Annotated in this window: 15 protein-coding genes; 9 read left to right on the top strand and 6 right to left on the bottom strand. The window is 70.7% G+C overall.

Going from position 1 to position 21,800, the window contains the following annotated elements:
* Positions 1 to 30: 30 nt before the first annotated feature.
* Positions 31 to 1,497: an aminopeptidase P family protein gene (locus P3T29_RS06925; protein WP_280715628.1), complete on the bottom strand. Its 1,467-nt coding sequence runs from the start codon at positions 1,495 to 1,497 to the stop codon at positions 31 to 33.
* A gap of 283 nt (positions 1,498 to 1,780) precedes the next feature.
* Here P3T29_RS06925 and P3T29_RS06930 point away from each other — a divergent pair, with 283 nt between their 5' ends.
* The 7 genes from P3T29_RS06930 to P3T29_RS06960 all read left to right on the top strand — a co-directional run bounded on the left by P3T29_RS06930 (position 1,781) and on the right by P3T29_RS06960 (position 12,197).
* Positions 1,781 to 3,520: an ABC transporter substrate-binding protein gene (locus tag P3T29_RS06930; protein WP_280715419.1), complete on the top strand. Its 1,740-nt coding sequence runs from the start codon at positions 1,781 to 1,783 to the stop codon at positions 3,518 to 3,520.
* Between the two features lie 16 nt (positions 3,521 to 3,536).
* Complete coding sequence (locus P3T29_RS06935) at positions 3,537 to 4,526, top strand: ABC transporter permease (protein WP_280715420.1); 990 nt, start codon at positions 3,537 to 3,539, stop codon at positions 4,524 to 4,526.
* Complete coding sequence (locus P3T29_RS06940) at positions 4,523 to 5,512, top strand: ABC transporter permease (protein WP_280715421.1); 990 nt, start codon at positions 4,523 to 4,525, stop codon at positions 5,510 to 5,512. Before P3T29_RS06935 ends, P3T29_RS06940 begins: the two co-directional genes overlap by 4 nt.
* Entirely contained in the window at positions 5,509 to 6,486 is a 978-nt protein-coding gene (locus P3T29_RS06945; RefSeq protein WP_280715422.1) for an ABC transporter ATP-binding protein, read from the top strand. The genes P3T29_RS06940 and P3T29_RS06945 overlap by 4 nt, the downstream gene beginning before the upstream one ends.
* 32 nt (positions 6,487 to 6,518) lie before the next feature.
* Positions 6,519 to 7,529, top strand: a complete 1,011-nt coding sequence (locus P3T29_RS06950; RefSeq protein WP_280715423.1) for an oligopeptide/dipeptide ABC transporter ATP-binding protein — start codon at positions 6,519 to 6,521, stop codon at positions 7,527 to 7,529.
* A 301-nt stretch (positions 7,530 to 7,830) separates the two neighbouring features.
* Positions 7,831 to 10,179 carry a collagenase gene (locus tag P3T29_RS06955; protein ID WP_280715424.1) on the top strand — a complete coding sequence of 783 codons (2,349 nt, stop codon included), beginning with the start codon at positions 7,831 to 7,833 and terminating at the stop codon, positions 10,177 to 10,179.
* A 209-nt stretch (positions 10,180 to 10,388) separates the two neighbouring features.
* Positions 10,389 to 12,197, top strand: a complete 1,809-nt coding sequence (locus P3T29_RS06960) for an alpha-galactosidase (RefSeq protein ID WP_280715425.1) — start codon at positions 10,389 to 10,391, stop codon at positions 12,195 to 12,197.
* Between the two features lie 44 nt (positions 12,198 to 12,241).
* On the opposite strand, the gene P3T29_RS06965 is transcribed toward P3T29_RS06960, so the two are convergent.
* From P3T29_RS06965 to P3T29_RS06980, 4 genes are all read right to left on the bottom strand, one after another.
* Positions 12,242 to 12,631 (bottom strand): cytochrome c oxidase subunit 4, encoded by a 390-nt coding sequence (locus tag P3T29_RS06965; protein WP_280715426.1) that lies wholly within the window; start codon positions 12,629 to 12,631, stop codon positions 12,242 to 12,244.
* Positions 12,628 to 14,316: a cytochrome c oxidase subunit I gene (gene ctaD / locus P3T29_RS06970; RefSeq protein WP_280715427.1), complete on the bottom strand. Its 1,689-nt coding sequence runs from the start codon at positions 14,314 to 14,316 to the stop codon at positions 12,628 to 12,630. The genes P3T29_RS06965 and ctaD overlap by 4 nt, the downstream gene beginning before the upstream one ends.
* On the bottom strand, positions 14,313 to 16,022 hold the full coding sequence (locus tag P3T29_RS06975; protein WP_280715428.1) for a cytochrome bc complex cytochrome b subunit: 1,710 nt from the start codon (positions 16,020 to 16,022) through the stop codon (positions 14,313 to 14,315). Before P3T29_RS06975 ends, ctaD begins: the two co-directional genes overlap by 4 nt.
* 177 nt (positions 16,023 to 16,199) lie before the next feature.
* Positions 16,200 to 17,690 carry an FAD-dependent monooxygenase gene (locus tag P3T29_RS06980; RefSeq protein WP_280715429.1) on the bottom strand — a complete coding sequence of 497 codons (1,491 nt, stop codon included), beginning with the start codon at positions 17,688 to 17,690 and terminating at the stop codon, positions 16,200 to 16,202.
* A gap of 93 nt (positions 17,691 to 17,783) precedes the next feature.
* Here P3T29_RS06980 and P3T29_RS06985 point away from each other — a divergent pair, with 93 nt between their 5' ends.
* Positions 17,784 to 18,410, top strand: a complete 627-nt coding sequence (locus P3T29_RS06985) for a TetR family transcriptional regulator (RefSeq protein ID WP_280715430.1) — start codon at positions 17,784 to 17,786, stop codon at positions 18,408 to 18,410.
* 25 nt (positions 18,411 to 18,435) lie between these two features.
* Here the strand turns inward: P3T29_RS06985 and P3T29_RS06990 are convergent, their stop codons facing one another.
* Positions 18,436 to 20,541 (bottom strand): prolyl oligopeptidase family serine peptidase, encoded by a 2,106-nt coding sequence (locus P3T29_RS06990; protein ID WP_280715431.1) that lies wholly within the window; start codon positions 20,539 to 20,541, stop codon positions 18,436 to 18,438.
* A gap of 85 nt (positions 20,542 to 20,626) precedes the next feature.
* On the opposite strand from P3T29_RS06990, the gene P3T29_RS06995 reads away from it, so the two are divergent.
* Complete coding sequence (locus P3T29_RS06995; protein ID WP_280715432.1) at positions 20,627 to 21,793, top strand: aminotransferase class V-fold PLP-dependent enzyme; 1,167 nt, start codon at positions 20,627 to 20,629, stop codon at positions 21,791 to 21,793.
* Positions 21,794 to 21,800 lie beyond the last annotated feature (7 nt).

The raw sequence follows: 21,800 nt of genomic DNA on the forward strand, positions 1-21,800 counted from the left end.
GGCCCTGAGGGCCCACCCCCCAGGGACGGTTCAGCCGAGCAGGGTGCCCATCCACTCCTCGATCGCGGCGACGCTGCGCGGCAGGGCGCCGGACATCAGGCGGGCGCCGTCGGCGGTGATCACCAGGTCGTCCTCGACGCGGACGCCGAGGCCGCGCAGTTCGAGGGGCAGGGTCTCGTCGTCGGGCTGGAGGTAGAGGCCGGGTTCGACGGTGAGGACCTGGCCCTCCTCCAGGACGCCGTCCAGGTAGGTCTCGGCGCGGGCCTTCGCGCAGTCGTGGACGTCGAGGCCGAGCATGTGGCCGGTGCTGCAGAGGGTGTAGCGGCGGAACAGGCCGCTGTCCTGGTGCAGCGCCTCCTCGGCGGAGATCCTGAGCACGCCCCAGTCGGCCAGCCCCCCGGCGATCACCCGCATCGCGGCGCGGTGGAAGTCGCGGAAGCTGGCGCCTGGCCGCAGGGTGGCGATGCCCGCGTCCTGGGCGGCCAGCACCAGCTCGTACACCTGGCGCTGGACGGGGGAGAAGGTGCCGCCGAGCGGCAGGGTGCGGGTGATGTCGGCGGTGTAGAGGGTGTCGGTCTCGACGCCGGCGTCGAGCAGCAGCAGCTTGGACGGGTCGAGCGCGCCGTCGTTGCGGATCCAGTGCAGGACGCAGGCGTGCGCGCCGGAGGCGACGATGGTCTCGTAGCCGGTGCCGTTGCCCTCGGCGCGGGCGCGCTGGTTGAAGGTGCCCTCCAGCCAGCGTTCGCCGCGTGCGTGGCGCAGAGCGGTGGGCAGCGCGCGGACCACGTCGGCGAAGCCGGCCACGGTGAGGTCGACCGAGTGCTGCAACTGCTCGATCTCCCAGGCGTCCTTGACCAGGCGCAGTTCGGCGAGGACGGCGGCGAGCCGGGTGTCGCGGTCCGTGTCCTCGGCGCGGGGGCGTCCGGTGGCGGCGTCGAGGACGGGGTCGACGCCGGTCAGGACGCGGGTGGCGGGCTGATGGCCCGTCAGGAGCTTCTCCAGGTCGTCCAGGTGCTCGGTGCGCAGGCCCGTCAGCTGCGCGGCCTCGCCGAGGTCGGCCCGGCGGCCGACCCAGAACTCGCCGTAGCGGCGGTCGCGGTAGAACTCGGAGCCGTACGGACTGCCGCCGCCGCGCGGTGAACGCGGGCGGAGGTAGAGGACGGGCTCGCCGCTGGGCTCGACCACCAGGACGTGCCCCACCTGCTCCTCGCCGGTCAGCCCGGTGAGCCAGGCGTACGCGCTGTGCGGGCGGAAGCGGTAGTCGCAGTCGTTGCTGCGCACCTTCAACTGCCCTGCGGGGACTATCAGTCGCTCGCCGGGGAAGGCGGCGGCGAGCCTGGCGCGCCGGGCCGGCATCACCTCGTACCCCGCGACCCGGTCGTCCGCCGGGAGCGGGGTGGCGGCCCAGCGGGTGCCCATGAAGGCGTCGAGTGCGGGGGAGACCGGCAGGTCGTGACTGCCGATGTTGAGGGCGGGGATCTTGGGGGCGGTGGTCACTGCTGCGGCTCCTCTGCCGTCGTGGCGGGTGGGCGGAATGTCCAGCTCGGCCGGGCTGAGCTGCACCGATACTCCTTGCAGTGGAAGCGAGTTGACGTAGTGCCCGGACACAGCTCGGTAACGGACCGCCCCATCTCTTGCCAGTGCAATTTCACATTACTATGTTACGGGTCACACCCCAGCAGCGGCCAGACCCCATGTCGCCGCTCCCGAGGTGGACCCCGGATCAGCCCCGGGGTCCGAAACAAGGCCATAACTATGGCCCCCCACTGCGGAGTTGCACATGACCAGGCGTACCCACACCGCCCTCGCGGCGGCGATCGCGGCAGCACTCACCCTCGGCCTCGGGGCGTGTTCCAGCAACACGAGCAGCGACCCCGGTGCCGGCGACGGCAAGGGCATCACCACCGAGGGCAACGGGATCATCGGCGGTACGCCGGTCAAGGGCGGCACCCTCAACATCCTTTCCAACCAGGACTTCTCGCAGCTGGACCCGACCCGCAACTGGGTCGAGCCGGAGATGGACTTCGGCCTGCGGACCCTCTACCGCACGCTGACCACCTTCAAGGCCGCCCCTGGCGCCGAGGGCCTGCAGATCGTGCCGGACCTGGCCACCGACCTCGGCACCCCGAGCGACAACGCGAAGACCTGGACCTTCCACCTGAAGGACGGCCTCAAGTACGAGGACGGCTCGCCGATCGTCGCCGACGACATCAAGTACAACGTCGAGCGCTCCTTCTCGCCCGAGCTGCCGGGTGGCCCGGACTACGCCAAGCAGTACCTCAACGCCCCGAAGGGCTACGCCGGCCCGCTGAAGGGCGAGCGGCTGGGCAAGGAGGCCATCGAGGTCCCGGACGCCAAGACGATCATCTTCCATCTCAAGCGCCCGGTGGCCGAGTTCGGCTACACCGTCACCCTGCCGACCTTCGCGCCCGTCCCGATCGCGAAGGAGACCGGCGCCAACTACAGCAACCATCCGTTCTCCTCCGGCCCGTACAAGATCGAGTCGTACGACCGGGGCAAGCGCCTGGTGCTGGTCCGCAACACCAACTGGGACCCGAGCACGGACACCGTCCGCAAGGCGTACCCGGACAAGATCGTGGTGGACCAGACCCTCGACCGGGCGGGCATCGCCGACCGCCTGGTGGCCGACCAGACCGCTGACCAGAGTGCCATCGCCTACACCGAGTTGCTGCCGGCCAAGGTCTCCGACGTGATCACCAATCCATCGGTCAAGGCGCGCCTGGTGAGCCAGAGTGAGGGCTGCACCGCATTCCTGGAGATGAACACCAGCAAGGCGCCGTTCGACAACCCCAAGCTGCGTCTGGCGATGCAGTACGCAGTGGACAAGGAGCAGTTCCAGTCCGCCGTCGGTGGTCCGGCGCTCAGTGACATCGCCACCGACAACCTGCCCCCGGCGCTGACCGACGGCACCCCGGTCGACCACTTCAAGATCCCGGCCGCCGGTGATACGGACAAGGCCAAGCAGCTGATGGCCGAGGCAGGTTACCCGAACGGCTTCTCCACCGAGATCACCGTGGCCAGCGCCAACAGGCAGCAGGCGGAGGCGATCCAGGCGGGGCTGAAGCGGGTCAACGTCAACGTCGTGATCGACCCGATCGACGCCAGCGCGGTCAACTCCGTGCAGGGCGACAAGAACAAGCAGACCGGCCTGGGCATCGCGGGCTGGTGCCCCGACTACCCGTCGGCCGCCACCTTCCTGCCCATGATCTACGACGGCCGGACGGTCACCGACACCGGGAACCAGGGTGACAAGACCCGCTTCAACGACCCTGCCGTCAACGCGGAGTTCGACCGGATCGCGGGGCTGACGGACGTCAAGGCCGCCAACGACGCCTACCTCGCGCTGGACGGCAAGATCATGGACGAGTCGCCGGCCGTGCCGCTGAGCTGGCAGAAGAAGCCGCTGCTGGTCGGCTCCAACATCGCCGGGGCGTTCGCCAACTCGGTCTGGTCCGGTCAGCTCGACTACGCCGTCATCGGCCTCAAGTCCGTCAAGTAGAGCGGGAGTTCACACTATGACCGCCCCGCTCTCCACGGGCCTGCCCGGGGGAGCGGGGGCGGCGGCCAGCGATCCTGGCGACGCCGCTCCCGCCCCTGACCCGCAGGCCCCCGCCTCCCCCTGGCGGCTGACCTGGGACCGGCTGCGCCGTCGGCGGATCGCCCTGGTCGGCCTCGGCATCATCGCCTTCTTCGTGCTGACCGCCGCGCTCGCGCCCCTCATCACGGCCGTCAGCGGCCACGGCCCGACCGACACCGACAAGAAGGCCATCGACCCGTACCTCGGCGGCCTGCCACGCGGCACGCTCGGCGGGGTCAGCCCGAACCACTGGCTCGGCGTCGAGCCGATGCTCGGCCGGGACGTCTTCGCCCGGCTGCTCTACGGCGCCCAGATCAGCCTGCTGGTCGCGTTCAGCGCGGCCCTGATGATCACCGTGATCGGCGTGGTGCTGGGCATCACGGCCGGGTACTTCGGTGGCCGGGTCGACGCTGTGATCAGCCGGTTCATGGACGTCATGATGTCCTTCCCCAGCCTGATCTTCATGATGGCGCTGCTCTCGGTGGTCAAGGACGTCAACCGGGTCCTGCTGCTGATCGTCGTGATGAGCCTGTTCAGCTGGCCCTACATCGCCCGGGTGATCCGGGGTCAGACGATGTCGCTCAAGCACCGTGAGTACGTCGAGGCGGCCCGGGTCAGCGGCACCCCCAGCGTGCGGATCCTGCTCACCGAGATCCTGCCCAACCTGACCGGCACGATCATCGTCTACGTCACGCTGGCCATCCCCGGCCTGATCGGCACCGAAGCCGGCCTGACCTACCTGGGCGTCGGGGTCCGCCCGCCGACACCCAGTTGGGGCCAGATGATCGCCGACTCGGCGCTCTACTACAAGGTCGACCCGATGTTCTTCGTCCTCCCCAGCGCCTGCCTCTTCCTCGTGGTGCTGGGCTTCACCCTGCTCGGCGACGCGCTGCGAGACGCCCTGGACCCGAAGGGCAGCCGCGCATGACGGGCTTTCTGATCCGCCGCCTGCTCGGCATCGCGGCGACCCTGCTGGTGATCTGCGCCGTCACCTTCTGCATCTTCTACCTGCTGCCCAGCGACCCGGCCACCCAGTTCTGCGGCAAGGACTGCGCGCCGGACCAGATCGCCCTGGTCCGCAAGCAGATGGGTCTGGACGCGCCGCTGATCGTGCAGTTCGGCCACTACGTGCTCGCCATCTTCGCCGGCCGCACGATGGGCTCCGGCCAGTACGCCGTGCAGTGCAACTTCCCGTGCTTCGGGTACTCCTTCCAGAGCGGCCGCCCGGTCTGGGACCTGATGATGGACCGGTTCCCGACCAGCGCCTCGCTGGCCGTCGGCGCCGCCCTGCTCTGGGTGTTCTTCGGGCTCAGCGCCGGTGTGCTGTCCGCGCTGAAGAAGAACTCCTGGATCGACCGGACGGTCATGGTCGGTACGATCGGCGCCGCCGCGCTGCCGGTCTACTTCACCGCGATGATCCTGTTGTACGTGGTCGTCACCGTGCTCGGCCTGATCCCGTACCCGCGCTACATCGCCTTCTCCGAGGACCCGGTCGGCTGGCTGCGCAACCTGATCCTCCCGTGGATCACGCTGGCGCTCGCCTCCGCCGCCATCTACGCCCGGATGACCCGCAGTTCGGTGATCGAGACGCTCGCCGAACCGTACGTCCGGACCGCCCGCGCCAAGGGCCTGCCCGAGCGGCGGGTGGTCGCCAAGCACGGGCTGCGCCCGGCGCTCACCCCGGTCGTGACCATGCTCGGGATGGACCTGGGCAGCCTGCTGGCCGGCGCGATGATCACCGAGTCGCTGTTCGGACTCCCGGGCGTGGGCAAGCTGTTCGCCGACTCGCTCAGCAAGTCCGACCAGCCGGTGGTCATGGGCATCACGCTGCTGGCCTCCTTCTTCATCGTCAGTTCCAACCTGGTCGTGGACCTCGTCTACGCCTGGATCGACCCCAGGGCGAGGCTGTCATGACGCTGCTCGAAGTCAACGACCTCGCAGTCGAGTTCAATACCCCGGAGGGTTTCGTCCGGGCCGTCAAGGGCATCGGTTTCACCGTCGAACGCGGCCGGACGCTGGGGATCGTCGGGGAGTCCGGGTCGGGCAAGTCCGTCACCTCGCTGGCCGTGATGGGCCTGCACCGGGGCGCGGAGGTGACCGGTTCGGTCCGCTTCGAGGGGACGGAACTGCTCGGGGCGCCCGAGGAGACCGTACGCAAGCTGCGCGGCCGCCGGATGGCCATGATCTTCCAGGACGCGCTGACCTCGCTGCACCCGTACTTCACCATCGGCGACCAGATCGCCGAGGCGTACCGGGAGCACCACGGCGGCACCCGCAAGGCCGCTCTCGCTCGCGCGGTGGAGGTACTCGGCGACGTCGGCATCCCGGAGCCCGCCCGCCGGGCGCGGGAGCATCCGCACCAGTTCTCCGGCGGCATGCGCCAGCGTGCCATGATCGCGCTCGCGCTCTCCTGCGAGCCGGACCTGATCATCGCGGACGAGCCGACCACCGCGCTGGACGTCACCGTGCAGGCGCAGGTGCTGGAACTGCTGATGAAGATCCAGCAGGACCGGGGGCTCGGCATCATCATGATCACCCACGACCTGGGGGTGATCGCCCGGGTCGCCGACGACGTGCTGGTGATGTACGGCGGCTCGGCCGCCGAACAGGCCCCCGCCGACACGCTGTTCACCGCCCCACGGCACCCCTACACCCGCGGCCTGCTGGACTCGCTGCCCAGGCTCGACGCCGAGGACGGCGAGGCCCTGCGCTCGATCCCCGGCAGCCCGCCCTCCCTGCTGAACCCGCCGGCCGGCTGCGCCTTCCACCCGCGCTGCCCGGTCTACGCGGCCACGCCCTCCCCGCTCTGCACCGGCGAACGCCCGCTGCTGCGGCAGGTCGCGGCCGGACACCAGAGCGCCTGCCTGCTGGACGGGGTGACGGTATGACAGGAGGTGGCGTCATGAACGGAGTTGACCGTATGACAGTGGCTGACGGCGGGACTGCTGGGATTGCTGGGACGGCCCTGCTGACCGTCAGGGATCTCGGGATGACCTTCCCCGGTCCGCGCGGGACGCTGCGCCGCAAGGCCGGGATCAAGGCGGTGGACGGCGTCAGCTTCGACGTCCGGCCGGGGGAGACGCTCGGGTTGGTCGGCGAGTCCGGCTGCGGGAAGTCCACCACCGGGCGGATGCTGGTCCGGCTGCTCGACCCGACCGCCGGGCGGGTCGACTTCCGGGGCAAGGACATCACCCGGACCGGCCAGCGCGAACTGCGCCCGCTGCGCAGCAAGTTGCAGATGATCTTCCAGGACCCGTTCGCCTCGCTGAACCCCCGGCAGACCGTCCAGCAGATCATCGCCGCGCCGCTGCGCGCCCAGGGCGCCGCCCCCGCCGCGATCCGCCGCGAGGTGCGCGACCTGGTCGGGCTGGTCGGTCTCGCCCCCGAGCACCTGGAGCGCTACCCGCACCAGTTCTCCGGCGGCCAGGCCCAACGCATCGGCATCGCCCGCGCGTTGGCCACCCGGCCCGAACTGGTCGTCGCCGACGAACCGGTCTCCGCCCTCGACGTCTCCATCCAGGCCCAGATCGTCGGCCTGATGGAGCGGCTGCAACGCGAACTCGGCGTCGCGTACGTCTTCATCGCCCACGACCTGGCCGTGGTGAAGCACATCAGCCACCGCGTCGCCGTGATGTATCTCGGCCGGATCGTCGAGATCGGCGACAAGCACGAGGTGTACGGCAATCCCGCGCACCCGTACACCAAGGCCCTGCTCTCCGCCGTCCCGCTGCCGGACCCGGCCGCCGAACGCGTGCGGGAGCGGATCGTCCTGCTCGGCGACCCGCCGAGCCCGGCCAACCCGCCCGGCGGCTGCACCTTCCATCCCAGGTGCGCCAAGGCACAGGACATCTGCCGCACCGAACCACCGCTGCTGCAGATCACCACGGCGGGCGGTGGCCGGCAGGCCGCCTGCCACTTCCCGGAGGCCTGACCCGCGCTTCCCGGGCCCGCCCGCCGCCGTACCGCCGCGCTGTGACTCGCCCGCTCGCCTCCGGGCGCTCTGATCCGATCCCGACGCTCCTCCCTCCGGCACTTGCTCCGCTCGCTTATCGGTCGTCGCTCTCGGAATCGGCGCGCCCTTCGGCTCGGGGCGGGTTCCGCTCGGCGGTACGGCCCCGAGTGCGCCCGACCGGCGTGCCCGCGCACCGCACGGCACCACCTGGCACTGCCCCCACTCCTCCACCCCACCCGGAGCCAAAGTGTCAACTCCCCGCACCGCACGCAGAGTTCTCATGGCCACCGCACTGGCAGCCTCCCTCACACTGCCGGCCATCCAGAGCGCACAGGCGTTCGCGCCCGCCGCAGCCGTCACCTCCACGGTGACTCCCCGGGCGGCGACCCCCGCCCCGACCATCCCCGACCCGACCACCTACGACGACAGCGCCGACGTCGGCTCCGCCGCGATCACTCCGGGCGGTGTCGCCCCTGGCCCGGGCGGCGGGTCCAACAACAACGTCAACGGGATACCCGGCCTGATGCCCTCGCGCATCGGCGCCCCCGGCCCGATCGCCTCCGCAGCGGCCCCGAACGCCCCGGTCGCCGTCTCGGCCGCCGGCGTGCCCTGTACCGTCGACGCCCTCTCCGCACTCAACCCCCAGCAGCTGGTCACCTTCCTCGGCGACCCGGCGATCACCGTCGACGGCTGCCTGCGCAACGTCATCTGGAACTGGGACGCCCGGCTCGCCCCCGCCATGGACGCCGCGCACATCCAGGCCGTCGCGAACGCGATCGTCGCCCGCTCGGCGGCCGACGACGGCAGCGGCGGCCAGCACCTGTACGAGATGTGGACCTACCTCCAGGCCGTCGCCTACCTGGCCTGGGGCAATCCGGCGATCAGCGTGGACGCCCCGGCCACCCAGGCGGCCATCCAGCAGGCCGTCACCGCGTACGGCGGTAGCGCGCACGCCTTCGACCCGACCACGCTGGCGGGCAACACCATGCGTGAGCTGATGATCGCGGGCGGCATCACCGGTCTGCGGCAGAACCAGCTCCCGCTGATCAAGAAGGTCCTGGGCATGTTCGCCCCCGGCAGCGCCGTCACCGGCGACGCCGGCTGGGGCAACGCGGCCTTCGGCGCCCTGAACACCAACTACCTGGGCGTCAACAACAACGACCCCGCGTTCGAGGCCGCCGTCACGGCCGACCCCTCGTACGTCGCGGCCTTCCGGGCCTTCGCCGGTTACGGCCACCTCACGGGCACCAACAACGCTTGGATCGCCCGCGACACGATGGGCGAGTACGGCCGCTTCGCCCAGGTCCCCGCGCTCAAGAGCGCCGTAACGGCCGGCCTCGGCAACGTGTTCACCCAGGTCACCAGCGTCTTCGGCGCCTGGTCGGACCCGTGGGTCAAGCTGGCCGGCTGGCTCAACACGTACGGCCTCTGCCAGCAGTACAACGTCTGCACCTCGGACATCGAGGCCAAGCTCTTCCCGTACACCTACAAGTACGACAACGGCGCGGTCGAGGTGCACACCGCCCTCGACAAGGCCACCGTCGACCAGATGTACTACGCCAGCAAGCAGGTCAAGACCCAGTACTTCCGGGTGCTCGGCACCGATGTCCCGCTGACCGGTGACGTCAACACCACGCTGCACATCCACCTCTACGCCTCGCGCTCCGACTACGAGGTCTACCACCCGCTGCTCACCGGGATGAACACCAACAACGGTGGCATCTACATCGAGCGGGGCGCCACCTTCTACACCTACCAGCGCCGGGTGCCGCAGGACTCCACCCTGACGCTGGAGGAGCTGTTCCGCCACGAGTACACCCACTACCTCAACGGCCGCTGGGCGATCCCGGGTTACTTCGGCGACCCGCGCTGGTACGCCAACGACCTGGTGACCGCGATGGACGAGGGGACGGCCGAGTTCTTCGACGGCTCGAGCCGCGACCAGGGCATCCTGGTGCGCAAGTCGCTGGTCCAGAAGCTCGCCCAGGACGAGGCGAGCGGCCTGCCCCGGATGACCATCGGCGAGATCATGCACTCGCGGTACGCCGACACCCCCGCGTTCCACTTCTACAACTACGCCGGTACGTTCTTCGAGTTCCTGTGGCAGAGCCACCCCTCGATGATCCGCGAGATGTACGGCTACCAGCGCGCCGACGACCCGGCCGGCTTCGACGCCTGGCGTACCAGGGTCAGCAACGACGCGGGCCTGCAGGCCCAGTACTACGCCTTCCTGGACGCGCAGATCAAGAACGTCGCCAACCTGTATGTCCCGGACACCAGTTACACCGCCAACGCCGCGCTGCAGTACGCCTATCCGTCCGAGGTGCAGGCCGCCTTCGCCAAGGCGACCTACAACACGCCGAACTGCGTGGACAACGGCGACTGGAGCAACAAGCCGATGCGGTTCATCTGCACCGGCCAGATCACCGCGAACCTGTCCAACTCCGGTAGCACGGACCAGGTGTTCAAGGACATGTCGAGCACGGTCGACTACTTCATCCTGCAGCGGACGAAGGGCGTCGCCAACAACTTCGACGACATGAACTGCTACTTCGGCGCCGTCAACGTCTGGCCCAACGGCCAGGCCGGCTCCACCAACTACACCTGCGAGGGCCCCCTCCGCCGGTGATCCGACCCCCGGTCGGGCGTGGCGGGGAACCGTCATTCGCGGGCTGCGCCCGACCGGGCCCCACTTTTTCTCCTTCAGCCAGTTGCACTCTCCAGGGGCGCGGGGCTCTGTTTGATCAACTGCGTGCGCAAAAACCGGAAGGCACAGACCCGCAGCTTCCCCGTACCTCTTCAGTACCGCACCCGGCTCACTAAGAAAGGCTCAACCTCGTGCCCCAGACCCCCCTCAGTTGGGACGGCAGCGCCCCCTCGTCCGGCCGGACCGAGGCCACCCGCATCGTGGAGACCGGGCTCGACGTCCCCGGCCTGCGGGCCCGGGCCACGGCTGTCGGCGCCGACTCGGTCACCGTCACGGTGACTCCGCAGCGGGTGCCCGGGGTGGTGCTCGTGGAGGTCACCCCGGGCAGCCCGGACGACCAACTGCCCGTCCGGGCCCGGGTGGAGTGGCGGTTGCCGTGCACCGGGGCCACCGGTCTCTGGACCCCGAGCACCGACTCCCGCTGGCTGCCGCCGTCCTGGCGCGAACCCCGGACGGCCTCGCTGCCCAAGGGCGCGCCGGTCGGCAGCCTGGTCGGCAGCGGCGACGCGGCCCTGTGCACCTTCGCGGTGGGCGAGTTGGTGCTGCCCGTCAGCATCGGCGAGGGCGCGGTCGAGGAGACCGGCGAGTTCACCTGGTGGGTCGAGCACGAGGGCCCGTCGCTGCGCCTGCTGCTCGATCTGACGGGACGTCATTTCGCCGATACGGTGCGGGAGTGCGCCGGCTGGTGGGCCACCCTGTTGACGCCCGCGCCCGTGCCGCCCGCCGCCTTCGAGCCGGTCTTCTGCACCTGGTACGCGCTGCACCTGGCGATGACCTCCGCCGACGTGGAGCGGCTCGCCGCCCTCGCCGCGCCGCTCGGCTTCGGCGCGCTGATCGTCGACGACGGCTGGCAGACCGACGAGCGCTCCCGCTCCTACGCCACCACCGGGGACTGGCAGCCCGCACCGGTCGGCTTCCCGGACTTCGCCGCACACGTCGAGCGGGTGCAGAAGCTCGGCCTCAAGTACCTGCTCTGGCACGCCCTTCCGTTCGCCGGTGACCGCAGCGCCGCCGTCGCCGACCTCGCCGTGCACGCGCTGACCCGGCTGCCGCAGCTGGAGACGTACGTCCTGGACCCGCGCAGCGCCACCGTCCGCGCCCACCAGGTCGAGCGGCTGGCCGGTGCCGTCGAGAAGTACGGCGTGGACGGCCTGAAGATCGACTTCATCGACACCTTCGTCCGCGCCGAGGCCGCCACCGACGCCACCGCCTCGCCCGAGGCCGACTGCGCGACGGTCGCCGAGGGCGTCCGCAAGCTGCTCGCCGAGCTGGACGTACGGCTGCGCGCCGCCTGCCCCGAGCTGCTGGTCGAACACCGGCAGGACTACATGGGACCGGGCCTGTGGCCGTACGCGACCATGGTCCGCGCCACCGACTGCCCGCACAACGCCGCCGAGAACCGTACCCGGACGGCGGACCTGCGGCTCACCGCCGGGCCGCTCGCCGTCCACGCCGACCCGCTCACCTGGCACCCGTCGGAGAGCCCCGAGCAGATCGCGGTGCTGCTGCTGTCGGTGCTCTTCTCGACCCCGCAGGTCTCGGTCGACCTGGGCGTCCAACGTCCGGAGCAGCTGGCCGCGTTGCGGTTCTGGCTCACTGTCATGCGCGAGCACACCGCACTCCTGCAGCGCGGCGACCTCCGCCCGCACCGCCCCGAACTCGCCTACCCGCTGATCGAGGCCCGCCACGGGCGCAGCCTCGCCTTCGGCCGCTACGCCCCGCTGCCCGCGCCGGTCACCGGCGACTGGGACACCCTGCTGCTGGCCAACGCGGACCCGGACACCCTCGTCCGGCTCACCTTCGACGCCGCGCCCGGCCCGCTGACGGTCCTGGTGCAGGACTGCCTCGGCGCCACCGTCACGGAGGGAACGCCGACCGTGGACGGGCTGGAACTCGCGCTGCGGGTGCCGCTGGGTGGGTTGCTGACACTGCGCCGGTAGGAGGGGCGGCCGGAGCTCCGGCCGTCGGCGGCGATGAAGCAGGGTCAGGCGCCGCGGGCGGTGTACTGGAAGACGAAGCCGAAGACCGCTCCGGCCAGCAGGCCGAAGCCGATGAGTGCCAGCCATAGCCCGAACACCACGCCGAGTGCCAGCACGGTGAGGCCGAGCGCGGCGGTGGCCGGCCAGATGCTGCGTGGGGGGAAGAAGTCCAGGGGGCCGGCGGTGTCCGCGATCTCCGCCTCTCGCCGGTCCTGGGGGCGCAGGCCGCGCTTTCGGTACTGAACGTAGAAGAAGAACGCGACCAGTGAGGACATCAGGAAGCCGACCGCGAGCGCGGTGGTCCCGGCCGGTTCGGAGGAGAAGATCCAGTAGACCAGGCCGGTGACGCCGAAGTACAGCGCGATCCCGGCGAACAGCCTGCCTTCCACCTTCACGGAGTGTCCTCTCCGGCCGGGCGCGGCGCGGGGTTGGCGAAGGTGTCCTGTGCTTCGATCTCGGGGTGGTGCAGGTCGATCGCGGGAGACTCGGAGCGGATCCGGGGCAGCGCGAGGAAGTTGTGCCTCGGCGGCGGGCACGAGGTCGCCCACTCCAGCGACCGCCCGTACCCCCACGGATCGTCCTCGGTCACAAGTGGGGCGTTTCGCGCGGTCCACCACACGTTGTAGAGGAAGACCAGCGTCGAGGCACCCAGCACGAAGGCGCCGATCGAGGCGATGATGTTCAACGTGGTGAAGCCGTCGGAAGGGAGATAGTCGGCGATGCGGCGCGGCATGCCTTCCGCACCGAGCCAGTGCTGAACCAGGAAGGTGGTCTGGAAGCCGACGAAGAGCAGGCCGAAGTGAAGCCGGCCCAGTCGCTCGTCCAGCATCCGCCCGGTGATCTTGGGCCACCAGAAGTAGAAGCCGCCGAAGGTGGCGAAGACGACCGTACCGAACAGCACGTAGTGCATGTGGGCGACGACGAAGTAGCTGTCCGTCACATGGAAGTCGAGCGGCGGCGCGGCGAGCACGACACCCGTCAGGCCGCCGAACAGGAAGGTCACCAGGAATCCGGTCGCCCAGAGCATCGGGGTCTCGAAGGAGAGCGAGCCCCGCCACATGGTGCCGACCCAGTTGAACATCTTCACCCCGGTGGGCACGGCGATCAGGAACGACAGCAGCGAGAAGAACGGCAGCAGGACCTGGCCGGTGGCGAACATGTGGTGTGCCCAGACCGTCATCGACAGCGCGGTGATCGCGATGGTGGCGCCGATCAGACTGGCGTAGCCGAAGATCGGTTTGCGGCTGAAGACCGGGATGATCTCGCTGATGATGCCGAAGAACGGCAGCGCGACGATGTACACCTCCGGGTGGCCGAAGAACCAGAACAGGTGCTGCCACAGGATCGCGCCGCCGTTGGCCGCATCGAAGACGTGCGCGCCGAACTTCCGGTCCGCCTCCAGTGCGAGCAGCGCCGCCGTCAGGACCGGAAAGGCCATCAGCACCATGATCGAGGTGAAGAGCACGTTCCAGGTGAAGATGGGCATCCGGAACAGGGTCATCCCGGGGGCGCGCAGGCAGGTGATGGTGGTGATGAAGTTGACCGCGCCCAGGATCGTGCCCACGCCGGCCACCACCAGGCCCATCGTCCACAGGTCCCCGCCGGAGCCGGGGGAGAAGACCGGGCCGTTGAGCGGCGCGTAGGCGAACCAGCCGAAGGAGGCAGCGCCCTGCGGCGTGAGGAAGCTGCTCAGCACCATCAGGCCGCCGAGCAGGAAGAGCCAGTAGGTGAACGCGTTCAGCCGAGGGAAGGCCACGTCGGGTGAGCCGATCTGCAGCGGCATGACGGCGTTGGCGAAACCGACGAAGGTGGGGGTCGCGAAGAGCAGCAGCATGATCGTGCCGTGCATGGTGAACAGCTGGTTGTACTGCTCGTTGCTGACGAAGTGCAGGCCCGGGCGCATCAGCTCAGCCCGCATGATCATTGCCAGCGTGCCGCCCACCAGGAAGAACCCGAACGCGGTCGTCAGGTAGAGGTTTCCGATGACTTTGTGGTCGGTCGACGTCAGCCAGCGCAGGACGGTGCGGCCGTGTCCGATGCGCCTGTCGACAGCGCTCCGAGCGGTGTCCACGGCCGTCATGAGGGCTCCTCCCGGGGCTCGGTACCGGCGACCGTCAGCAGCTGGTCGTCACGCTGCTCCGAGTAGGCCGGGGGCGCGACGGCCCCGGTGATCCGGCGGCGCTGCGTGTCGGTGGCGGGCAGCTCCACCCGGTCCTGGTGGAACCACCTGCTGAGAGTGGCGCGCACCTGAGCCGCGCGCAGCAGCAATCTGGCGCCGCGCGAGCCGGCCTCCCCGGCGTCGAGCGGCGGCGGGGCCTCAAGCGGCTCCGGCACGTCCCGGATCAGCAGGACAGAGCGCTGATCAGCTGTCAGGGAGCCGTGGTCCTCCCCGTACCCGCCTTCGACCGACTGCACGAGATCTCCTGTCTCCTCACCTTCCAGCAGTCGCTCGCGGTCACGCGCCTGCAAGGCCAGGCAGACCCGTTTGGTCACCATGAAGCACAGGGGCGGCAGGAGGAACAGCGTGACGCGCAGCGTCCAGACGAGCGCGTTGACGGAGATGCGGAAGGAGTAGGCGATGACGTCATCGCCGCCGGCTACCAGCAGCACCGCGTAGAAGGCGACACCGGCCACGCCGAGCCCGGTGCGGGTGGGCTGGTTGCGCGGTCGGTCGCATAGGTGGTGCTCGCCCTTGCCCGGGGTGAGCCACCGCTCCAGGAACGGGTACAGGTAGAGGGCCGTGAAGATCGCGCCCGGCAGCAGCACCGCCGGCACGAGCACGTTCCAGGAGATGGTGTGGCCGAGGACCCGGGTCTCCACGGCGGGCATCAGGCGCAGTGTGCCCTCCAGGAAGCCGATGTACCAGTCGGGTTGGGAGCCCGTCGAGGCGTTGTCGGTTCGGTAGGGGCCGTAAGCCCAGATCGGGTTGATCTGTCCGAGGCCGGCGAGCAGCGCCAGCACGCCGAACAGGGCGAAGAGCAGGCCGAGGGTGCGGGTCAGGAACTGGGGGAACATCGGCATGCCGACGACGTTGCGGTTGGTCCTTCCCCGCCCGGCCCAGTGCGTGTGTTTGAGGGAGAACACGAGGGTGAGGTGGGCCCCGACGAGCGCCAGCAGCAGGCCGGGCACCAGCAGGATGTGCACCGAGTAGAGCCGGGGGATGATGTCGTGGCCCGGGTACTCGCCGCCGAAGGCGAAGAAGCTGATGTATGTCCCCACCAGTGGGATGGAGAGTATGACGCCTTCGGCGATCCGCAGGCCGGTGCCGGAGATCAGGTCGTCCGGGAGGGAGTATCCGCTGAAGCCCTCCAGCATGGCGAGCACGAAGAGGGTCACACCCAGCACCCAGTTCAGCTCCCGTGGCCGGCGGAATGCGCCGGTGAGGAAGACCCGGAGCATATGCACCGCGATCGCGGCGACGAACACCAGCGCTGCCCAGTGGTGGATCTGACGGATCAGCAGGCCGCCACGGACCTCGAAGCTGATGTGCAGGGCGGAGGCGTACGCCTCGGTCATGCGCTCCCCGTGCAGCGGCTGGTAGGCGCCCTGGTAGACGATCTCACCCATGCTCGGGTTGAAGAACATCGTGAGGTATACGCCCGTCAGGACCAGGACCACCAGGCTGTAGAGGGCCAACTCGCCCAGCAGGAACGACCAGTGGTCCGGGAACACCTTACGGACCAGCCCCTTGGCGCCGTCCAGCAGTGGCAGTCGCCCGTCGAGCGCGACTGCGGCCGCCTCCGCCCTCGGCGTCTCCCGTCCCCAGACGAGCTTTTTCGAGGTCACCGCCATGCACGCTCACCGTTCAGAATCGCCACGCAGCGCGCCTTCCGTCTCGGACCCGCCGCCCGATCCCTTCGGGTAGCCGACCAATCACTATCAGTCATGGACGATGGGCGTGTGAGGCACGCCGGAGGGCCGTGCTCGAAGGGGCTGATCCGGTGTCCGGAGGGTACCGGCGGATCAGCGCCCCAGCCCGGCCAGGTACGCGCGGACGGCCGCTGCGTCGTCCGCCCGGGCGGTCAGCGCGATGTGGTTGTCGGGGCGGACCAGGACGAGCGCAGCCCCGTCGACGCCGTACGCGCGGCGGGCGTGCCCGTCCACGTCGTCGAACGAGCCCGGGCCGGCGTCGATGGCGACGCTGCGGACCGCCGTTTCGAGCTCCGGCGCCGGGTGCCCGAACGAGAGCAGGGTGAAGTGCCCGCCCGCGTACAGGTCGAACAGCCGGGTGGGCGTGGCGTCCGGGCCGAGCAGCGGAGCGTCCGGCGCGCGGTCGCCGGCCCGGAGGGAGCCGCCGAGGCGGTCGTCGGAGAGTGAGCTGCGGCGGTAGCCGATGCCGAGCCCGGTCAGGTCGGGGGTGAACCCGGACTCGATGCCGACGCCGGGCGTCCGAATGCTCTCGTTCATGGTGCTGAGGGTGGCGCTCGTCAGGTTCAGCGTCCAGGCGGCGATCGGCAGCCGTTCCTCCTCGTAGGTGTCCAGCAGGCCGGGCTCGGCCTGCCCGGTGACCACATGCGCGAGCTTCCAGCCGAGGTTCCACGCGTCCTGGATGCCGGTGTTCATACCGAGCCCGCCCGCGATCGGGTGGACGTGCGCGGCGTCCCCCGCGATCAGTACCCGGCCGACCCGGTAGCGGTCCGCCATCCGGACGTTGACCCGCCAGGTGGAGAGCCAGGTCGCGTTACGCAGGCGGACGTCCGGCAGGCCCGCGCAGCGGTCGAAGATCCGCTGGAAGCTCTCCAGCGACGGTTCGACCTCGGCGCCCGAGGCCTCCCGCTCGGGGGACGCCTGGAACTGCCACTTTTCACTGCCCTCGAACGGGCAGAGCAGTACTGCGCCCTCGGGCCCGAACCACTGGTGCCACACCGTCCGGTCGAGCCCGTCGACCTCGACATCGCCGCAGACCATGGCCTGCTCCGGATCGCTCGACCCCTCGAAGCCGAGGCCGAGCCGCTTGCGGACGGGACTGCGCCCGCCGTCGCAGCCCACCAGGTAGTCGGCGGTGATCCGGCCGCCGTCCGCGAGGGTGACGGTGACGTGGTGCTCGTCCTGGCTGAAGTCGGCCAGTTCGACGCCGAGTTCGACCTTGACCCCGTAGGTGGCAAGCTGTTCGCGCAGCAGCTCCTCGACCCGGAACTGCGGCAGGAAGAGCCCGCCGGGGTACGGGGCGTCCGGGGTGGGCGCGGAGTCGAGGGAGAGGTCGGCGTCGGCGACGAACTCCCCGGCGAAGTACTTGCGGAAGGGCAGGCGAGTCCGCCCGGCGGCGAGCAGCCGGTCGCCGATGCCGAGGTCGGCGAGCACCTCCAGGCTGCGGGTGTTGAGCCCCTTGCCGCGTGAACTGGATTGGAACTCGGGGGACTTGTCGATGATCCGGACCTTCGCGCCCAGTCGGGCGAGGCCGCAGGCCAGCGTCAGCCCGGTCGGTCCGGCTCCCACGATCAGTACTGCAGCCATGGCGAGTCCCCTCGTCGTCGTTGGGTTCCATCGAACAGCAACTCGGTAAGTAGTGCAACCGAGTAACGAAAGTATCCGAGTTATGATTACCCTATGAATGAGCCCGAAGGTCTGCGGACCCTCAAGAAGGAGCGCACCCGCAAGGCCATCGCGGACGCGGCCATCGAACTCTTCCTGGCCGAGGGCTTCGACCGGGTGTCGGTGGCGGAGATCGCCGCCCGCGCGGAGGTGTCGAAGCCGACGCTCTTCCGGTACTTCGCCAGCAAGGAGGAGCTGGTGCTGCACCGGATCGCCGACCATCAGGGCGAGGCCGGGCGGGTGGTCCGCGACCGCCCGGCGGGCGTCTCGCCGCTGGCGGCGCTGCGGCAGCACTTCCTGGAGCGGTTGGCCGAGCACGACCCCGTGAGCGGGCTGAACGACCATCCGCAGGTGCTGGCCTTCTACCGGCTGGTCTTCGAGACGCCGAGCCTCTCCGCCCACCTGCTCGCCCACATCGGCGCCGACCTCGGCGCGCTGGCTGCAGCCCTCGACGGCTCGTCCGAGCTGACGGACCGGCTGCTGGCATCCCAGTTCATCGCCGTCCGGCAGGTCCTCACCCGCGACAACTGGGCCCGCCTCGCGGGCGGCCTGCCGATGCCCGACGCGCACCGGCAGGCCGTCGCCGACGCGGAGACGGCGTTCGCGCTGCTCGCCTCGGGGGCGGAGCAGTACGGCTACTGACTGTCCGTCATAATCTGACGAACAGTCAGGACAGCGCCGTCCGCAGGAAGGCGGACTCCGCCCGGGTGATCTGCTCGTTCACCCCGCCCGCCGTCAGGTGGCTGACGCCGGGCAGTGGCAGCACGCTGTGCGGGCGGCCGGCCCGGGTGAGGGCCTCGGAGAGCAGCAGTGTGTGCGAGGGGTGCACGTTGTCGTCCGCCAGGCCGTGGATCAGCAGCAACGGGCGGGTGAGCGCCGGAGCGTCGGGGATCAGGCAGTCCGCCTGATAGCCCTCGGGGTTGTCCTGCGGCAGGCCGAGGTAGCGCTCGGTGTACGCGGTGTCGTAGCGGCGGAAGTCGGTGGGCGCGGCGCCCGCGCAGGCCGCATGGAAGACGTCCGGTCGGCGCAGTACGGCCAGCGCCGCGAAGTAGCCGCCGTACGACCAGCCGCGTACGCCGACCCGGGACAGGTCGAGATCCGGGTCGGTGGCGGCGACCGCGTGCAGCGCGGCGACCTGGTCGTCCAGTGCGACCCGGGAGAACCGGCGGAAGATCGCCCGGGTGAACTCCGGTGACACGAAGGGCGTTCCCCGGTTGTCGGTGGTGACCACCGCGAAGCCCTGGTCGGCCCACCACTGGCGGAGCTGCCAGCGGCGCGGCTCGTTGGCGACGGCCTGGAAACCGGGCCCGCCGTACACGTCCAGCAGCACCGGCAGCCGGCGGCCGGCGACATGGCCGCGCGGGTACACCACGGCGGTGGGCAGGCCGAGTTCGGTCACCCGGGCGAGCTTCGGCCGCACCCGGTAGGGGAGCGGGACGCTGTGGTCAGGGAGGGTGAACTCACCGCCCTGGTGGTGCAGTCGGCGGCTGACGCCCTCGGGTGTGGCTGAGGTCAGCAGCAGGGTCTCGCCGCCCGCCAGCGCGGAGTGCACGCCGGGGCCCTCGCTCAGCCGCTGCGGCGCGCCGCCGTCCGGGTCCAGCAGGAAGACGTGCTGATCGGCCGGATCGCCCTCACCCGCCTCGACCAGCAGCCGGCCGCGCAGGCGGCCGACCACCCGGCGGACCTGGAGTCGCTCGTCGCTGAGGATCCGGCCGTCCAGGGCGATCCCGCGTGCCGAGCCGTCCGGGGTGTCGGCGGCGGTGAGCAGCCGTCCGTCCGGCAGTCGGGCCGGGGTGCCGGGCAGGTCGTCCACCCAGAACTTGTCGACGGTGCGGCTCAGTTCACGGGTCTCGCCGGTCGCCGGGTCGGCGCTGAGCAGCAGTACGGTCTGCTGCAGCCGGTCGGCGACGGTCAGCAGGATCTCCCCGTCGCCCTCCCAGCCGGCGGCGCAGAGGTACGGGAGGGCGACGGCGTCCCAGCGCAGCCGTACGCGCCGTCCGTCCAGGCCGAGCACCCAGAGCTGGACGTCGGCGTTGGGGCCGCCCGCCTGTGGGTAGGCGAAGCTCTCGGGTGCCCGCTCGGGGTGGGCCGGGTCGGCGAAGTGGCGTAGCGGGAGGGCGGATTCATCGATCCTGGTGGCGAGCAGCGCGGTGCCGTCCGGGGACCACCAGTGGCCCCGGGAGCGGCCGAGCTCCTCGGCGGCGGCGAACTCGGCGACACCCCAGACGGCGCCGTCGGGCGGGCTGAGCGGCCTGGCGGCTGCGCTGGCGGCTGGGCTGAGCGGCCCGTCGGCGGCGGTGACGTGCAGCGCGCCGTCCGCGACGTACCCGACGCGGCTGCCGTCCGGCGCCGGACGGGGGTCGAACGCGGGCCCGGCGACGGGGAGTTCGGCGGTCGTGCCGCTGGCGGTGTCGGCCTGGAAGAGCCGCCCGTCGAGTGCGAAGACGGCGGTGGCGCAGTCGGCGGTGGCCGCGTACGAGCCGATGCCGGGCGCCCACAGCCGGACCCGCTCGCGCAGGCGCCGCTCCAGCACGGGCAGCGCGGCCGGGTCACCGGTACGCCCCGGGACGAGCGCGGTGGGATCGGCGACCAGCTGCTCGCGGTGGGTGTCCAGGTCGAGCAGCCAGAGCCGTTCGACCGGGTCCTCGGGGCCGTTCGAGCGCAGGAACAGCAGTCGGGAGCCGTCGGCGGAGATGGTGACGGCGCGTGGGGAGCCGTAGCTGAAGCGGCCGGTCCGGGTGCTCAGCGCGAGGAAGGAGTCGGTGGAGGTCACGGCCCGATGGTTGCCGTGTGCGGGTGTTCTCGGCTAGAAGTATGCAGTGTGAAATGTCACACACCATCATGATTGAGGAGTCGGCATGCCAGTCGAATCGCCCCACCCGGTGCCGGGCGCCAACGGACTGTTCGCCCTGGACCCGAACGTGGCGCACCTCAACCACGGCTCGTACGGCGCCGTACCGCTGCCCGTCCAGCGCGTCCAGGCCCGGCTCCGCGCCGAGCAGGAGCAGGACCCGGACGGCTTCTTCGCCGACCTGCCCGACCGGATCGCGCAGGCCCGGGCCCGGATCGCCACCGCGCTCGGCGGACGGCCGGACCGGCTGGCGCTGCTCACCAACGTCACCGAGGGCATCGCGGTGGCCCTCGGCTCGATCCCGCTCGCCGAGGGCGACGAGATCCTGGTCACCGACCACGGCTACGGCGTGGTGAACCAGGCCGCCGAACGCCGGGCCGTGGAGTGCGGCGCCCGGGTGCGTACCGTCCGGCTGTCGCTGCACACCCCGGACCTGGACGCGGTACGCGAACAGGTGCTGGCCGCCGTCGGGGAGCGGACCAAGGTCGCGATCCTCGACCTGGTCACCTCGCCCACCGCCCGTGAGATCGCGGACGAGCGGCTGCTCGCCGACCTTACCGAGCGCGGTGTGACCACCGTGGTGGACGCCGCGCACGCCCCCGGCATGCTGCCGGTGGACCTCGGACAGGCGGCGGGCGGAGCCGACTTCTGGGTGGGCAACCTGCACAAGTGGGCCTTCGCCCCACGCGCGGGCGCGGTGCTCGCCGTCCGGGGCGCCTGGCGCTCGAGGGTCCGCCCGCTGACGCTCTCCTGGGAGCACGACCGGGGCTTCCCCGCCCGGGTCGAGTGGCGCGGCACCGCCGACTACACGCCCTGGCTCGCCGCCCCCGCCGGCTTCTCGCTGCTCGAACAGCTCGGCACCGAGCGCATCCGGGATCACAACGCGACGCTCGCCGCCTACGGCCAGCAGGAGTTGGTCGAGCGGACGGGCCTGCGGGCACTGCCCGCGATGCCGGGCCTGGCGATGCGCGCGGTCCGGCTGCCCCCGGGCGTCGCCGAGAGCGAGCACGCGGCGAAGGCGCTGATGGTGCAGGTCCGCCGGAAGCTGAACACCCGGATCGCCGTCCGGCCGTGGGCGGGCGGCGGGGCCCTGCGGATCAGCGCGCAGATCTACAACCGGGCGGAGGAGTACCAGAAGCTCGCGGCCGGCCTCGGCGAACTGCTCATGCGTTGACGTTGGC

The sequence above is a fragment of the Kitasatospora sp. MAP5-34 genome, from assembly GCF_029894335.1.
Taxonomy (GTDB): domain Bacteria; phylum Actinomycetota; class Actinomycetes; order Streptomycetales; family Streptomycetaceae; genus Kitasatospora.

Bases quoted from the DNA above. Each gene is read 5' to 3' on its own strand.
- P3T29_RS06945 (WP_280715422.1), top strand. From the start codon at position 5,509: ATGACGCTGCTCGAAGTCAACGACCTCGCAGTCGAGTTCAATACCCCG.
- P3T29_RS06930 (WP_280715419.1), top strand. From the start codon at position 1,781: ATGACCAGGCGTACCCACACCGCCCTCGCGGCGGCGATCGCGGCAGCA.
- P3T29_RS06940 (WP_280715421.1), top strand. From the start codon at position 4,523: ATGACGGGCTTTCTGATCCGCCGCCTGCTCGGCATCGCGGCGACCCTG.
- P3T29_RS06985 (WP_280715430.1), top strand. From the start codon at position 17,784: ATGAATGAGCCCGAAGGTCTGCGGACCCTCAAGAAGGAGCGCACCCGC.
- P3T29_RS06980 (WP_280715429.1), bottom strand. From the start codon at position 17,690: ATGGCTGCAGTACTGATCGTGGGAGCCGGACCGACCGGGCTGACGCTG.
- P3T29_RS06955 (WP_280715424.1), top strand. From the start codon at position 7,831: ATGGCCACCGCACTGGCAGCCTCCCTCACACTGCCGGCCATCCAGAGC.
- P3T29_RS06995 (WP_280715432.1), top strand. From the start codon at position 20,627: ATGCCAGTCGAATCGCCCCACCCGGTGCCGGGCGCCAACGGACTGTTC.
- ctaD (WP_280715427.1), bottom strand. From the start codon at position 14,316: ATGACGGCCGTGGACACCGCTCGGAGCGCTGTCGACAGGCGCATCGGA.
- P3T29_RS06935 (WP_280715420.1), top strand. From the start codon at position 3,537: ATGACCGCCCCGCTCTCCACGGGCCTGCCCGGGGGAGCGGGGGCGGCG.
- P3T29_RS06950 (WP_280715423.1), top strand. From the start codon at position 6,519: ATGACAGTGGCTGACGGCGGGACTGCTGGGATTGCTGGGACGGCCCTG.